Origin of the sequence: Sphingomonas sp., assembly GCF_032114135.1 — a bacterium.
Lineage (GTDB): Bacteria > Pseudomonadota > Alphaproteobacteria > Sphingomonadales > Sphingomonadaceae > Sphingomonas.
Map to the genome: position 1 here is coordinate 2,394,077 of NZ_DAMCTA010000001.1, position 15,574 is coordinate 2,409,650.

General features: G+C 68.2%; 11 protein-coding genes. 5 read left to right on the plus strand and 6 right to left on the minus strand.

What is annotated here, in order from left to right:
• Window positions 1-34: 34 nt before the first annotated feature.
• From nadB to RT655_RS11390, 4 genes are all read left to right on the plus strand, one after another.
• Window positions 35-1,639, plus strand: a complete 1,605-nt coding sequence (nadB, locus tag RT655_RS11375; protein WP_313536751.1) for an L-aspartate oxidase — start codon at window positions 35-37, stop codon at window positions 1,637-1,639.
• 133 nt (window positions 1,640-1,772) lie between these two features.
• On the plus strand, window positions 1,773-2,882 hold the full coding sequence (locus RT655_RS11380; RefSeq protein ID WP_313536954.1) for a serine hydrolase: 1,110 nt from the start codon (window positions 1,773-1,775) through the stop codon (window positions 2,880-2,882).
• Between the two features lie 68 nt (window positions 2,883-2,950).
• Window positions 2,951-5,707, plus strand: coding sequence for a DNA polymerase I (polA, locus tag RT655_RS11385; RefSeq protein ID WP_313536752.1), 2,757 nt, complete (start codon window positions 2,951-2,953; stop codon window positions 5,705-5,707).
• A complete protein-coding gene (locus RT655_RS11390) occupies window positions 5,704-7,212 on the plus strand; it encodes a lipopolysaccharide biosynthesis protein (RefSeq protein ID WP_313536753.1) in 1,509 nt (502 codons plus the stop codon). The genes polA and RT655_RS11390 overlap by 4 nt, the downstream gene beginning before the upstream one ends.
• Before the next feature lie 365 nt (window positions 7,213-7,577).
• Here the strand turns inward: RT655_RS11390 and purH are convergent, their stop codons facing one another.
• The 4 genes from purH to RT655_RS11410 all read right to left on the minus strand — a co-directional run bounded on the left by purH (window position 7,578) and on the right by RT655_RS11410 (window position 12,982).
• Window positions 7,578-9,146 (minus strand): bifunctional phosphoribosylaminoimidazolecarboxamide formyltransferase/IMP cyclohydrolase, encoded by a 1,569-nt coding sequence (purH, locus tag RT655_RS11395; RefSeq protein ID WP_313536754.1) that lies wholly within the window; start codon window positions 9,144-9,146, stop codon window positions 7,578-7,580.
• Window positions 9,147-9,186: 40 nt separating this feature from the next.
• Window positions 9,187-10,917, minus strand: a complete 1,731-nt coding sequence (locus RT655_RS11400; protein WP_313536755.1) for a heparinase II/III family protein — start codon at window positions 10,915-10,917, stop codon at window positions 9,187-9,189.
• A complete protein-coding gene (gene rpe / locus RT655_RS11405; RefSeq protein WP_168847841.1) occupies window positions 10,914-11,570 on the minus strand; it encodes a ribulose-phosphate 3-epimerase in 657 nt (218 codons plus the stop codon). The genes RT655_RS11400 and rpe overlap by 4 nt, the downstream gene beginning before the upstream one ends.
• Window positions 11,571-11,701: 131 nt before the next feature.
• The gene (locus RT655_RS11410) at window positions 11,702-12,982 is read right to left on the minus strand and encodes a transcription antitermination factor NusB (RefSeq protein ID WP_313536756.1); all 1,281 of its coding nucleotides are present in this window, start codon (window positions 12,980-12,982) and stop codon (window positions 11,702-11,704) included.
• A 113-nt stretch (window positions 12,983-13,095) separates the two neighbouring features.
• Between RT655_RS11410 and RT655_RS11415 the strand changes: the two genes are divergently transcribed.
• Window positions 13,096-13,257, plus strand: a complete 162-nt coding sequence (locus tag RT655_RS11415; protein WP_121072893.1) for a DUF1674 domain-containing protein — start codon at window positions 13,096-13,098, stop codon at window positions 13,255-13,257.
• A gap of 391 nt (window positions 13,258-13,648) precedes the next feature.
• Here RT655_RS11415 and msrA read toward each other — a convergent pair whose 3' ends face one another.
• Together msrA and RT655_RS11425 are read right to left on the minus strand one after the other, a co-directional pair.
• Window positions 13,649-14,326: a peptide-methionine (S)-S-oxide reductase MsrA gene (msrA, locus tag RT655_RS11420; protein ID WP_313536757.1), complete on the minus strand. Its 678-nt coding sequence runs from the start codon at window positions 14,324-14,326 to the stop codon at window positions 13,649-13,651.
• Between the two features lie 45 nt (window positions 14,327-14,371).
• Window positions 14,372-15,571, minus strand: coding sequence for a pyridoxal phosphate-dependent aminotransferase (locus RT655_RS11425; protein WP_313536758.1), 1,200 nt, complete (start codon window positions 15,569-15,571; stop codon window positions 14,372-14,374).
• Between the last annotated feature and the right edge of the window lie 3 nt (window positions 15,572-15,574).

Genomic DNA, 15,574 nt, shown 5'->3' on the forward strand with positions numbered 1-15,574 from the left:
ATGCGCGCTTTAAGCGCCGCAAAGGAGTGCCTCTTTGTCCGACACCAATCACCAAAGCGATGTCCTGGTCCTCGGTTCCGGCGCGGCGGGGCTCACCACTGCGCTGCATCTGGCGGACCGGTTCAAGGTGACGGTGCTGGCCAAGGGCGGCTTTGCCGAGGGCTCGACCGCCTGGGCGCAGGGCGGAATCGCCGCAGTGCTGGAGGAGGGCGACACCTTCGAAAGCCATATCGAGGACACGATGATCGCCGGCGCCGGCCTCAACGACCGCGCGACGGTGGAGATGGTGGTCGAGAATGCGCCGGCCGCGATCGAGCGGCTGGTCCAGCTCGGCGTGCCGTTCAATACCGAGGGCAATGCGCTGCACCTCACCCGCGAGGGCGGCCACAGCCACCGGCGCATCGCGCATGTCGACGATGCCACCGGCCTCGCGGTGCAGACGGCATTGCTCCGCGCCGCGCAGGCGCATCCGAACATCACGCTGGTGCCCGACATGGTGGTGATCGACCTCGCCACCAGCCGGCACGAACTCCGCTATTCGGGCGCAGGCAATGTCTGGGGCGTCTATGCCTTCAACCGCGCGACCAATCGCGTCGAGCTGTTCACTGCGCGCGCGACCGTGCTTGCGACCGGCGGGGCGGGGCGCACCTATCTCTTCTCCACCGCCCCGCGCGGCGCGACCGGGGACGGCATCGCCATGGCGTGGCGCGCGGGCTGCCGCATCTCGAACATGGAGATGATGCAGTTCCACCCGACCTGCCTCTACAATCTCGACGTCAAGAATTTCCTGATCACCGAGGCGGTGCGCGGCGAGGGCGGGCATCTGCTGCTGCCCCCCGAAGCGGGCGACGAGGCGGGCCACCGCTTCATGCCCGATTTCGATCCGCGGCTGGAGCTGGCGCCGCGCGACATCGTGGCGCGCGCAATCGACCATGAGATCAAGCGGCTCGGTCTCGACTATGTCCACCTCGACATCAGCCACATGGGGCCGGAGTTCGTCCAGCACCATTTCCCGACCATCTATCACCGGCTGCTCGACCTCGACATCGACATGACCAAGGCGCCGATCTCGGTGGTCCCCGCCCAGCATTACACCTGCGGCGGGGTGATGATCGATCGCGACGGGCGCACCGACCTGCCGGGGCTCTATGCCGCGGGCGAGGTCAGCCAGTCGGGGCTACACGGCGCCAATCGCCTGGCGTCCAACTCGCTGCTCGAATGCTTCGTGTTCGGTGAGGCAGTGGCGAATCACATCAGCGCGCATTGGGGTGAACTCGCGCCCCCGCCAGCGATCCGGCCCTGGGACGAGAGCCGCGTGACCGATTCCGACGAGGAAGTCGTCATCAAGCAGAACTGGACCGAGATCCGCCGCTTCATGTGGAACTATGTCGGCATCGTCCGCACCACCAAGCGGCTGGAGCGCGCGGCGCATCGCATCAAGCTGCTGCGCGAGGAAGTCGCCGACTATTACGGCCATTTCCGCGTCACCCCCGACCTGATCGAGCTGCGCAACCTGCTGGAGAGCGCCGACCTGATCGTCCGCTCGGCGCTCCACCGCAAGGAGAGCCGGGGGCTGCACTATACGCTCGACTATCCGGAGACGGCAGCCGAGGCGGTGGACACGGTGCTGGTGCCTTGATCGGGTTGCAGTCGCGGCTGCATCTCGTCGCTCCCGCGACTCGCTTCGTCGCATTGCGGGAATCCCTTGCTTTGCCGCCTCTAGGGGCGGACGCATGATGGAAGTGGGCAAGAGGTTGGTTGCGGTGCGTAAGATCCGGTTTTCGAAAGTCGAGCGTGCACTGACCGTGGCAGGGCTTGGCCCCGCGGTGCTGCTGGGCTGCGCCGTCCACGAACATCCCGAACTCGCCGCCTATCTGCCCGCACCCAATTACGGCGTGCTGATGCCGATCCCGCGCGCCCAAGCTGCGCCCCGCGCCGAAGTGCCGCCCCCCGCGGGCCTCGTGAATCGGCTCTCGGACATCGCGCATAATTTCGACGGCGTCGTCGGCATTGCGGTGACCAGCGTCGATCGCAACTGGACCGCCTCGCAGGGCGGCGCACGCAAGTTGCCGCAGCAGAGCGTCTCGAAGCTGTGGGTGGCGATGACCGTGCTCGACCAGGTCGACCAGGGCCGGATCCGCCTCAACGATCCGCTCGTCATCACACGTTCCGATTTCACCCTGTTCCACCAGCCGGTCGCCTCGCTGGTGAAGGGCGACCAGGGCTATCAGAGCACGGTCGGCGAGATCCTGCGCCGCGCGCTGACGATGAGCGACAATACCTGCAACGACAAGCTGCTGCGCCTCGTCGGCGGACCGCCGGCGGTGCGCTCGTTCATCGCGCGCAGTGCGCTCGGCTCGATTCGCTTCGGCCCGGGCGAGAAGCTGCTCCAGCTCGGCACCTCGGGGCTGACCACGTGGAAGCCCGAATATTCGATGGGCAACACCTTCGCCGTCGCCCGCGCGCAGCTGCCGCGCGAGACGCGCGTCGCCGCCTATCAGCGCTATGTCGCCGATCCGCCCGACGGCGCGGCACCGCTCGCCATCGCCGGCGCGCTGGCCCGGCTGAAGCGCGGGGAGCTGCTCTCGCCGGTTTCCACCCAGTGGCTGATCGCGACGATGCAGGCCTCGCACACCGGCAAGTACCGCCTGCGCGGGGCGCTGCCGCCGGGCTGGCAGCTCGCGCACAAGACCGGCACCGGGCAGGACCTGTTCGGTCGCACCGCGGGCTATAACGACGTGGCACTCCTTACCGCGCCCGACGGCCGTTCCTATGGGCTGGCGGTGATGATCGGCGACACGCCGCGGCCGATCAACGAGCGCCAGCTGTTGATGCAGGGGGTGGTCCGCGCGATCGTTGCCGAGCATCAGATGGGCGCCTGAACGCTAGCGGCTAAAACAGGGGCCTGGGCGGGATGACGGCGGCGCGGCGCGCTGCTATCTCCCGCCCCATGCCCCATCTCTATCTCGTCGACGGCTCCAGCTACATCTTCCGCGCCTATCACCGGCTGCCGCCGCTGACCAACAAGCATGGCGAGCCGGTGGGGGCGGTGTACGGCTACACCTCGATGCTGTGGAAGCTCGCCGACGAGCTCCACAAGGCCGATGGCCCGACGCACATGGCGGTGATTCTCGACAAGTCCGAGCATACGTTCCGCAACGATCTCTACGACAAGTACAAGGCGCACCGCCCACCCGCGCCCGAGGATTTGGTTCCCCAGTTCCCGATGATCCGCGACGCGACCCGCGCCTTCAGCCTGCCCTGCATCGAGGAGCTGGGTTGGGAGGCCGACGACCTGATCGCCAGCTACACTAAGGCGGCGCTGGCGCAGGGCTGGGCGGTGACGATCGTCAGCTCCGACAAGGACCTGATGCAGCTGATGACCGATCCGTCGGTCGACATGCTCGATACGATGAACAACCGGCGCATGGGCCCGGACGACACGCGCGAGAAGTTCGGCGTCGGCCCGGAGAAGCTCGGCGAAGTGCTCGCGCTGATGGGCGACAGCGTCGACAATGTCCCTGGCGTCCCCGGCGTGGGCCCGAAGACCGCTGCCAAGCTGATCCTCGAACATGGCGATCTCGAATCGGTGCTCGCCGCCGCGCCGGGCATGAAGAAGGGCAAGCTGCGCGACAATCTGATCGAGCATGCCGATCTCGCGCGGCTAAGCCACCAGCTCGTCACGCTCGCCTGCGACGTACCACTGCCGGAACCGCTGGAAGCGATGGAGCTGCAGGGCATTCCCGACGCCCCGCTGCGCGCCTTCCTCGAGCATCACGGCTTCAAGACGCTGCTGTCGCGCCTGTCGTCGGTCGCCGATGCGCCGGTCGAGGTGCACGACACCCCCGGCGTTGAGGAAGACCCGCCCTGCAATCATGACGGCTATGCAACCGTCACCGATCTCGATGCGCTGGATCGCTGGATCGCAGAGGCGCGGCACCAGGGCTGGGTGGCGATCGATACCGAGACGACCGGGCTCGACGCCACCCAGGCCGATCTGGTCGGTGTGAGCATCGCGCTGGCGCCCAACCAGGCCTGCTATATCCCGCTCGCCCATGGCGGCACAGACATGTTCGCCGAGAAGCCGGTCCAGCTCGATCGCGACGAAGCGCTCGCCCGGCTCAAGCCGCTGCTGGAAGACCCGGCGGTCCTCAAGATCGGCCACAACCTGAAGTACGACATGATCGTGCTCGGCCGCGCCGGCATCCGTGTCGCGCCCTATGACGACACGATCGTGATGAGCTTCGATCTCGATGCCGGCCTGCACGGCCATGGCATGGACGAGCTCGCCGCCACCCACCTTGCGCACAGCTGTATCGCGTACAAGGACGTGGTCGGCACGGGGAAGAGCCAGCTCAACTTCGGCCAGGTCGATCTCAAGGCCGCGACCCGCTACGCCGCCGAGGACGCCGACGTCACGCTGCGGCTGTGGCGCCGCCTCAAGCCGCGGCTCGCCTATGAGAGTGTGACCCGCGTCTATGAGAGCGTCGATCGCCCGCTCGTCGCGGTGCTCGCCGAAATGGAAAGTATCGGCATCAAGGTCGATGCCGCGGTGCTGGCCAAGCTCTCGTCTGACTTCGCGCAGCAGATCGCGTCGCTGGAGGAAGAGATCCACGCGATCGCGGGCTTCAAGTTCACCATCGGCAGCCCCAAGCAGCTCGGCGACGTGCTGTTCGACAAGATGGGGATCAAGGGCGGCCGCAAGGGCAAGTCCGGCGTCTATTCCACCGACGTCAACGAGCTGGAGCGCATCGCCGCCGACAAGGATTCGCCCGGCCGCGAAATGGTGCTGAAGGTGCTCGACTGGCGCCAGCTTTCCAAGCTCAAGTCAACCTATACCGATGCGCTGCAGGCGCAGATCAACCCGCATACGGGCCGGGTCCATACCAGCTACAGCCTCACCGGCGCGCAGACTGGGCGGCTCTCCTCGACCGATCCGAACCTGCAGAACATTCCCGTCCGCACCGAGACCGGCCGCCAGATCCGCGACGCCTTCGTGGCCGAGCCGGGCAACGTCATACTCTCGGCCGACTATTCGCAGATCGAGCTGCGCCTGGCCGCGCATATCGCCGATGTGCCGGCGCTGCGCACCGCGTTCGCGAACGGCGACGACATCCACAGCCTGACCGCGATGGAGCTGTTCGGCGAAGTGAACCGCGATACCCGCGGCCGCGCCAAGACGATCAACTTCGCGATCCTCTACGGCATCTCGCGCTGGGGCCTGGCCGGCCGGCTTGACGTGACGCCGGACGAGGCACAGGCGATGATCAACCGCTATTTCGAGCGCTTCCCGGGCATCAACCGCTATATCGCCGACACGCTGCGCGAGGCGAAGGAGCGCGGCTACACCACCACGCTGTTCGGCCGGAAGACCCACTTCCCGCGGCTCAAGGCGTCCAACCCCAACGAGCGGGCGGGCAGCGAGCGCGCGGCGATCAACGCGCCGATCCAGGGCACCAGCGCCGATATCATCAAGCGCGCCATGACCCGCATGATCCCGGCGCTGCGCGAGGCGGGGCTGCACAACGTCCGCATGCTCCTCCAGGTGCACGACGAACTGGTGTTCGAACTGCCCGAGGGCGATGTCGAGGCCGCGCGGCCGATCATCGAGCGGGTGATGGCCACCGCCGCCGAACCGGCAATCCAGCTCACCGTGCCGCTGGGCGTGGAGATCGGCGTCGGGCCCAGCTGGGGCGCCGCGCATTGAGCGAGGCGGGGGCGTCACAAGACATCAACGCGCTTGCCAAGGGCGGGCGGACCAACATGCTGGGCTTCGTCATCCGGCTGGTCGCGCGACTGCCCTTTCTCTTCATCGCCGGGCGCTCTTATGGCCCGGAGATCGTCGGGCGGTACGCGATTGCGGTGCTCGTCATCGAGTTCGTCGCGCTGGTCGCGACGCTCGGCCTCAAGCGCGGGCTTGCCCAGGCATTGTCCAGCACGAGCCGTCCGCATACGCACGTGGTGTGGGATGCCATGGTCGTCGCGCTCATTGCCGCGCTGCTCGCCAGCGGCATCCTCGTCCTGTTTCCCCAGGCGCTGTTCCCCAACAGCACGGTGATGGGGCTGGAGCGGCTGCTGCCGCTGGTCGTGATCGCCACCGCCTTGTCCGACGTGTCGCTGTCGGCACTGGCCTATCGGCATAATATCGGCGCCTCGGTGACTGCACGGGCGATCATCGAGCCCTGGACGATCAGCATCGCTGCCTGGGGCTTCTCCTTCATATCCTCGCGCGATGGGCTGCTGATGGCCTATGTGCTTTCCATGAGCGCCGCGCTGGTTGCCTCGCTGGTGCCGTTCGTGCGCGAATATGGCCTGCCGAGCGGCTGGCGGCCGCAGACCGCCGAAATCTGGGGGCTGGCGCGCCGCAATGCGCCGCTCGCCGGTGCCGATGCGATCGAATGGGCGACGCGCAACGTCGATCGTTTCATCCTGGGCCTGCTGTTCGTGCCTTCGGTGGTCGGCATCTACTATATGGCGCAACAGGTCGCTTCGGTGCCGCAGCGATTGAAGTCGAGCTTTGATCCGATCCTCGGACCGGTGATCACGCAGAGCTTGGCGGTGGGGGATCGCGCGGCGGTGGCGCGGCAGGTACGGCAGGTGGGCTTCTGGATTCTCTGCGCGCAGGCGGGGCTTGCCGTGATGTTCTCGATCCCCGCCGAGGGGATCATGGGTCTGCTCGGCCGCGAGTTCGTGATCGGTTCGGCGGTGCTGTGCATCCTGCTCTTTGCCGAGGTGCTCGCCTCGCCCGGGGCGGTCTGCGAGACGGCGCTGATCTACATCGCCCGGCACACCAATCTGGCGATCTCGATCTGCGTGCTGCTGTTGCAGATCGCGCTCAGTTTCGTGCTGATCTTCGCCGCGCGGGGGCAGGGCTGGCCCGTACCGGTGCAGGCGGCGGGACCGGCGGTGGCGCTGGCGCTCTCGCTGACGATCGGATCGGTGGCCAAGGGCCTGCTGCTCCAGGCCAAGCTGGGCGCACCGGTGGTAAGCATCCGCCCCAGCTTCTTCGCGGCGATGGTGATCGCAGGGTTGGTCGGCGCGGCCTTCACCGCACTGCCGCACCGCTATGAATGGGCCGAGATGAGCCTGGGCATGCCGGCGATCCTGATCACCTTCCTGTTCGTGATCATCCGCTTCGGCTTCGGCCCCGAGGACCGGGCCCTGTTCCGCAAGGCGCCACGCAGCGAGGCCATGGCGGGCGAGGCCGCTTGAGCGTCTCCTCCCTCGGCGAAGCCGGGGGAGGGGGACCACCGCCCCAGGCGGTGGTGGAGGGGGAAAACGAGTGCATCAGCGTCCCGCGCAACCCTTGCTCGCGCCGCGTTGATCCCTATATGTTCTAGCTGCTCTTTGAATCCGCGAGCCAGTCCATGCTGCGCGCATCTACGGACGCGCGCGCACGATTGAAGGGAACGCCTGCACGTACGTGCGCGGGCGTACACTTCCTAAACTTCAGCCGGGCTGAAACCGCGCGCGCCTAAACTTCCTCAACTTCAGGCCGGGGCAAAACCGCACGAGCCTAAACTTCGTAAACTTCAGGGCGCTCGCCGCGCCCCCACCGGAAGCGCGGCGCGTGTGCCTCAATGCCGGAAGTGGCGCATGCCCGTGAACACCATCGCCAGCCCGGCTTCGTCCGCCGCCGCGATGACCTCGTCGTCGCGGATCGAGCCGCCCGGCTGGATCACCACGGTCGCACCCGCTTCCACCGCCGCGAGCAGGCCGTCGGCGAAGGGGAAGAAGGCATCCGACGCCACCGCCGAGCCGATCGTGCGCGGGGTTGCCCAGCCGGCCTTGTCGGCGGCGTCCTTGGCCTTCCACGCGGCGATGCGAGCGCTTTCCAGCCGGTTCATCTGGCCGGCGCCGACGCCCGCGGTGCTGCCGTCCTTGGCATAGACGATCGCGTTCGACTTGACGTGCTTGGCCACCGTCCAGGCGAACAGGCAGTCGGCCAGTTCCTGCTCGGTCGGCTGGCGCTTGGTGACGACCTTGAGCTGGTCGCGGGTGACGATGCCGTTGTCGCGGCCCTGGACCAGCCAGCCGCCGGCGATCGACTTGGCGAACAGGCCCGCGCGGGCCGGATCGGGCAGTTCGCCGGTGAGCAGAAGGCGGAGATTCTTCTTCGCCGCGAACAGTGCCAGCGCTTCCTCATCGGCGTCGGGTGCTACCACCACTTCGGTGAAGATGCCGGTGATCTGCTCGGCAGTGGCCCGATCGAGCGGGCGGTTCACCGCGATGATGCCGCCGAATGCCGAAACGGTGTCGCAGGCGAACGCCGCCGCATAGGCTTCGGCCAGCGTCGCGCCGCTTGCCACGCCGCACGGGTTGGCGTGCTTGACGATCACCGCGGTCGGCGGGCCGTCGCGGAATTCGCTGACCAGCTCGAGCGCCGCATCGGCATCGTTATAGTTGTTGTAGCTCAGCTCCTTGCCCTGCAGCTGGCGGGCCTGGCCGATGCCGCGTGCCGCAGCGCCGGTCGCAGCATAGAAGGCCGCCTGCTGGTGCGGGTTCTCGCCATAGCGCAGCGCCTGGCCGCGGCTGAGCGAGATGTTGAGCGTCTCGGGGAAGGCCTCGCCCTGGTCGGCGAAGGCGAACCAGCTGGAGATCATTGCGTCGTACGCCGCGGTGGCGGCATAGGCCTTGGCGGCGAACTTGCGGCGCTGTTCGAGCGTGGTCGTGCCGCCCATCACCAAGGCGTAATCGGCCGGATCGGTGACGATCGCCACCGACTCATGGTTCTTCGCGGCCGAGCGCACCATCGACGGGCCGCCAATGTCGATATTCTCGATGATCTCGTCGCGGTCGGCGCCCTTGGCGACGGTCTGGGCGAAGGGATAGAGGTTGACCACGACGAGGTCGATCGGGACGATTTCATGCTCGGCCATCGACGCCTGGTGCTCGGGATTGTCGCGCACCGAGAGCAGGCCGCCATGCACCTTGGGGTGCAGGGTCTTCACCCGGCCGTCCATCATCTCCGGGAAACCGGTGAGGTCCGAGATATCGCGGACCTCCAGGCCTGCATTGCGCAGGGCGGTGGCGGTGCCGCCGGTCGAGACGAGCTCGACGCCCTGGGCAGCCAGAGCCTGGCCGAGTTCGACGATCCCGGTCTTGTCGGAGACCGAGAGGAGCGCGCGGGTGATCTTGATGTCCATGGCCCGCCCCTCTCCTCAATCGGGCGCGCCGGGGCAAGCCCTATTTGGACCGGTGGAACACCCAGTTCAGGCTGGCGCCGCCGGCGGGCGTCTCGCCATGGATCACCAGCTGCTGGGTAGCGTGCGGCCGGCCGCGCGCGTCGATCCACAGGCTCTCCTCGATCGCCAGCGTGCCGCCCTTGGCGCGGAACTGCCACAGCATGCCCGAGGCGGTGCGCAGGATCGCGCCATGCCCGTCGGCCGTGGGGGACGCCTCCACCTGCGGGGCGAGGTGAAAGCGCACCGCGAAGGGCTTGGAGTCGATTCGCCGCTTGCCGGCAGGCAGCAGCAGATCCTCGCCGCGCAGGTCGCGCCCGTCATGCGACAGCGTGAGTTCGCGGCGGTGAAGCAGCCCGAAGCGGCGGACATAGCCGTCCTGCGCCGCCTCGATCCGGCTGGCATGCTCGGTTTCCTGCCGAACCAGTTCGACTTCGCTCACCCCACGGCCGAGCGTGCCGTCGGCATGGATCGCGGTGGAGTTGCTGTCGCCCAGCGTCAGCGTCGAGTGCGCGGCGGTGGTGCGCAGGCCCTGGACCAGCTCGGCGGGCAGGCGGGCATCGGCGGCGCTGCTGCCGCCGCAATTGACGACGATCCGGTCCGCGCCGTCCGAAAGCTCGAAGGCGAGGGTGGAGGCGCAGCCGGTCTGCGCGACTCGGGCGTCGGGCGGCGGCGCGGCGTCGAGGATCAGCACGGTGCCGGCGCAGGAGAGGCGCTGATAGCCCCAGTCGCGTGCCTGCTTGAGCGGGCGGGTGCGGACGCCGGTCGCCTCGATCGCCTGCTCGATCCACTCCCCGCTGATCGGCGCGCAGCCCTGCCAGCTGGAGAGCCCGCCATCGCCGTGGCAGACGCCGAGCAGCGCCGCGACCATCCGGTTGAGCGCGCCGAGCACGAAGGCGGGCGGCTCGATCCGGCGCGCGGCATAGGTTTCGCAGAGCAGCGTGATCAGCTGGATCGCATCGAGCTGGCCGTCCGGCGCGCGGCCGACGGTGCCGCCATCCTCATAGACCGAGGCGGTGATCGCGCGGTTGAGCCCCGCCTCGGCAAAGGCACGGCGCGGGTCGCCGCCCGGCAGGACCAGCCCGGCGACGGTCAGGCCCGCCCATGCCGCCAAGCGCGGCACGCCGGCGGGCACCTTGTCGGCGCTGCGATCGAGGTGACGGGCACCGCGTGCCAGCGCGTGCATCACGCCCGAGCGATAGACCTGGTCGGTAGAAGAGAGGATCAGCGGCGCGTGCGCCACCCAGGCCAGGATCCGCCGGCCGACCAGATCGGGGCGCCAGGCCGGATCGGCAACCTGCTCGCCATGCACCTTAAGCCAGCGGCGCATCAGGGCCTCGGCAATCGGCGCGCCCTGCTGGCGGGTGGCGACGCTGGAGAGGTCGCGCAGCCAGGCAAAGCCCTGGAGATGCTGGGTGAAGGCCGCCGACCAATCGGGCTTGGCGAAGTCGAGGCTCTCGATCGCACGGACCTCGCCGCACAGCCGCACCTCGCCGTCGAGCAGGGCATTGCCGCGCTGCGGATCGCCGAAGAACGGGTCGTCGGCGGCGGTGAGCAGCTTGAGCGGATGCCGGCCCTTCAGCCGCATCGCATAGAAGGGCGAGCGCCAGGCGAGGCGCTGCAGGCGATCGGCCAGCCGGTCGGCGAGCGACAGCCCGCGGTCGCCGCCTACCCGGATCAGCCGCTTGCCTTCCTCGACTCCGTCGGCGGCGGAGTCCGGTGTCGGGTCGGTCAAGCGCCGCGCAGTGCCGCGATGTTGGCGGCGTACTGGCTCGGGCCGCCGGTGAAGGTCGCGGTGCCGGCGACCAGCGCATTGGCACCCGCGGCGATCGCCTTGGGGGCGGTCTCGCGGTCGATGCCGCCATCCACTTCCAGGTCGATGGCGCGGCCGCTCGCTTCGATGCGGCGGCGCAGTTCGGTGATCTTGGGCAGCTGGCTCTCGAGGAACTTCTGCCCGCCAAAGCCTGGGTTGACGCTCATCACCAGGATCAGGTCGACCAGGTCCATCACATAGTCGACCGCGTCTACGGGCGTGGACGGGTTGAGCACCACGCCGGCGCGCTTGCCGAGCGCCTTGATGGTCTGGAGCGTGCGGTGGAGGTGCGGACCGGCCTCGGGGTGCACCGAGATCGTGTCCGCGCCGGCCTCGGCAAAGGCGGCGAGCATCGGATCGACCGGCGTGATCATCAGATGCACGTCGAAATTCTTGGCCGAGTGCGGGCGCAGCGCCTTCACCACCGCCGGGCCGATGGTGATGTTGGGAACGAAATGGCCGTCCATCACGTCGACATGGATCCAGTCGGCGCCGGCGGCGTCGATGGCGCGTACTTCCTCGCCGAGCCGCGCGAAATCGGCCGAGAGGATCGAAGGGGCGATGCGGACGGACATGGGCGTCTCCTAGGGAAGGGGCGAGTCGGGCGCAACCGGAGGGGACGCACGCTCGCCGGTTGCGCACTGCTTCTCCACAGGCTTATCCACAGCTTGCTGCACAGGCGGGGCGAAGGGACCCGAACGTGCGATCAGCGGCGGCGAAACCGGGCGATGAAGAAGCCGTCCAGCCCGCCCTGCTCGGCCAGCATGCCGGGCAGGACCCGCACCGAACCGTCCTCGCGGGGCGAAATGCCCGCGGGAAGCTCGTCGGCGGTGGCGGGCACCAGTTCGAACTCGGGATGGGCGGCGAGGAAGGGGGCGAGATGGGCCTCGCCTTCCTTGGGCTCCAGCGAGCAGGTTGCGAAGACCAAAGTGCCGCCCGGCTTCACCCAGGCAGCGGCGCGATCGAGCAGCTTGGCCTGGAGTTCGGCCATCTCGGCGACCAGCGAGGGGCGGACGCGGTGGAGCACGTCCGGATGGCGGCGGAAGATGCCGGTGGCGCTGCACGGCGCGTCGAGCAGCACCGCGTCGGCCGGGGCGGTGGGGCTCCAGCTCAGCAGGTCGGCGGTGACGATCTGCGCCGACAGGCCGGTGCGCTCGAGATTTTCGCGGAGGCGGGCGAGGCGGTTCTCGGCGACGTCGACCGCGGTCACTTGCCAACCGGCGGCGGCGAGCTGGAGCGTCTTGCCGCCGGGCGCGGCGCACAGGTCAAGCGCGGTGCCGGTGCCGGCACCGATCAGCCGGGCGGGGATCGAGGCGGCGAGATCCTGCACCCACCAGTCTCCCTCGGCGAAACCGGGGAGGTCGGGCACGCTGGTGCCGGGTTCGAGCCGGGCATGGCGCGGGGCGAGGCTGGCGGCACCTTCCGCCGTTACGCCATCGTTCTTCAGGCTGAGATCGAGCGGGGGCGGTGTCGCGATCGCCTCGCACGCGGCCTGCACCACCGCGTCGCCCCAATGCGCCTGCCAGCGCAGCGCCACCGGATCGGGCAGCATCGGCACGTCGGGCAGCGTGGCGTTGCCGCGCATCAGCGTGCCGAACACGCCGTGGACCAGCTTGCGCGGACCGCCATCGACCAGCGGCAGCACCGTCGCAATCGCGGCATGGCCGGGGGTGCCCAGCGCGATGGCCTGGACCAGCGCGATACGCAACGCGAAACGCGCCTTGGCGTCGTCGGGCAGGCGCTGGCGGGTGGCGGAATCGATCAGCGCATCGAGATCGGGCAGCCGGCGCAGCGCCTCGGCAGCGATGGCATGGGCCAGGCCGCGGTCATTGGGGGCAAGCCCTTGCGCGGCGGAATCGAGCGCCTGTTCCAGCGCAAGGCCGCGGCGCAGCACCGCATCGAGCAGCTTGAGCGCAGCGCGGCGGGCGGGGACGCCGGGGGCGTCGGGCTCGCGCTCGGCGGGGCGGCGGGTGGTCGGGCGGGCCATGGTCAGCGCACTCCCATCATATTGTCTGCTCGTGCCTGCGCTACCCAACCGTTCACTTGACCATGCTCCTTTGGCGGCCGACATGGGCCGGGCAACCAAGGAAGGCAATCCCGATGGGCAAGCGACCCGATCATGTGCAGCCCCCGGCCTATCTCTCGAAGAGCCCGCCGGTGCCCAAGCCCGAACCGATGCAGCGGCCCGAACAGGACCCGCTGGACAAGGATCCCGTCCGCTATGGCGACTGGGAGCTGAAGGGCATCGCGATCGATTTTTGAGCGCCGGGCGGGGCGGCGAAGTTCAGGAAGTTTAGGCGCGTGCGCGTTTTTCGCGGGGCTGAAGTTCACGAAGTTTAGGCCCGTGCGGTTTTCGCCGGGGCGAAGTTCAGGAAGTTTAGGCTCGTGCGGTTTTCGCCGGGATGAAGTTCAGGAAGTTTAGGGTCACCGCACTTATTCCCCTTCCGCTTGCGCGAGGGGCTAGGGTGAGAGGTTCGCGGGCAAGATGCTCGGATTTTGCTACCGTTTCTTCGACGTCAGTCTTCTGCTTCCCGTACACACCCTCCCCCTGCCCCTGTCGCAAGCGGGAGGGGGGAATGGGCAGGAGGCGCATCCACACATTCAAAGAGCCTGCCGAACATAGCAGGAACGCTGCCTGTAGGACAGCCCCCGATCAGTGCGCCAGCTGCGGATAGGTCGAACGGAACGCAGCGACCTTGGGCTGGTCCCAGCGCATGATGTACGGGTGGGTCGGGTGCCGCCAGAAAAAGTCCTGGTGATACTCTTCCGCCGGGTAGAAGCTGCCGATCTCCAGCTTGGTCGTGATCGGCTTGGCGAACGCCTTTGCCTGCCCCAGCTGGGCGATATAGGCCCCGGCGACGCGACGCTGCTCGGCATTCTGGGGGAAGATCGCACTGCGATAGCTGGGGCCGCGATCGGGGCCCTGGCCACCCTTCTGGGTGGGATCGTGCGCGACCGAAAAGAAGACGCGGAGCAGCGTGCCATAGCTGACGCGGGTGGGGTCGTAGACCACCTTCACCGCCTCGGCATGGCCGGTATTCTCGTTCTTGACCTGATCATAGGTGGCGGTCGCTGCGGCGCCGCCGGCATAGCCGTTGGTGACCGACTGGACGCCCTTTACCGACTGGAACACCGCCTCCATGCCCCAGAAGCAGCCGCCGGCGAACACCGCCGTCTGCGGCTTCTTCGCCTTGGAGACGTCGACCGCGGGCGGCGGCACCGCCACGGCGGACACCTTCTCGATGCGCAGGCCACCGGCAGCGATCAGCAGGAAGGCGCCACCGGCAAGGGCGGCGAGGGACAGCGGGAGCTTCAACGTGCTTCGGATCATGATACCCCCATATAGGGAAGAAGAAGCTCCCGCGTTACAGGTCCCTCAGCGCAGCTCGGCGCAAGCCGTCTGGATGCGGGTGCAGGCTTCGCGAAGCAGCGCCTCGGAGGTCGCATAGCTGATCCGCATCGCCGGCGACAGGCCGAACGCCGCGCCGTGCACCGCCGCCACGCGGGCGTCGTCGAGGAAATAGCCGATCATGTCCTCGTCGGTGGCGATCACCTTGCCCTTGGGCGTGGTCTTGCCGATCAGCGCGCTGAATTCCGGATAGACATAGAAGGCGCCTTCCGGAGTCGGGCAGTGCATGCCGTCGATGTCGTTGAGCATCGAGACGACCAGGTCGCGGCGCGTCTGGAAGGCGGCGGCGCGGTCCTTGAGGAAGCTCTGGTCGCCGGTCAGCGCCGCGACGGCCGCCGCCTGGGCGATCGAGCAGGGGTTCGACGTCGACTGCGACTGGAGCTTGGCGATCGCCTTGATCAGCGGCGCCGGGCCGCCGGCGAAGCCGATGCGCCAGCCGGTCATCGCATAGGCCTTGGAGCAGCCGTTGACGGTGAGCGTACGCTCATAGAGCGACGGGCAGACCTGCGCGATCGTGGCGAATTCGAAGCCGTCGTACAGGATGTGCTCGTACATGTCGTCGGCGAACACCCAGACATGGGGGTGGCGCTCGATCACCTCGCCCAGCGCCTTGAGCTCGGCGGCCGAATAGGCGGCGCCGGTGGGGTTGGACGGCGAGTTGAGGATCACCCACTTGGTCTTGGGGGTGATCGCCGCCTCGAGCTGCGCGGGCGTGATCTTGTAGCCCTGGTCCGCACCGGCGGCGATGAACACCGGCGTGCCGCCCGCGAACTGAATTACGTCAGGATAGCTGACCCAATACGGCGCGGGGACGATCACCTCGTCGCCGGCTTCCACCGTCGCGACGATCGCGTTGAACAGCGTGTGCTTGCCGCCGACATTGATCGTGATCTGCTGGGGCGTGTAGTCCAGGCCGTTGTCGCGCTTGAACTTTGCGATCACGGCGTCCTTCAGCTCGGGCGTGCCGTCGACATTGGTATACTTGGTCTTGCCGTCGCGGATCGCCTGGATCGCGGCTTCCTTGACGAAGTCGGGCGTGTCGAAATCGGGCTCGCCGGCGCCCAGGCCGATCACGTCGACGCCGGCACGCTTCAGCTCGAACACGCGGCTGGTCATGGCGAGCGTGGCGGAGGGCTGGATGCGCTGGAGCGCGGCGGAGGTCTGCATGGG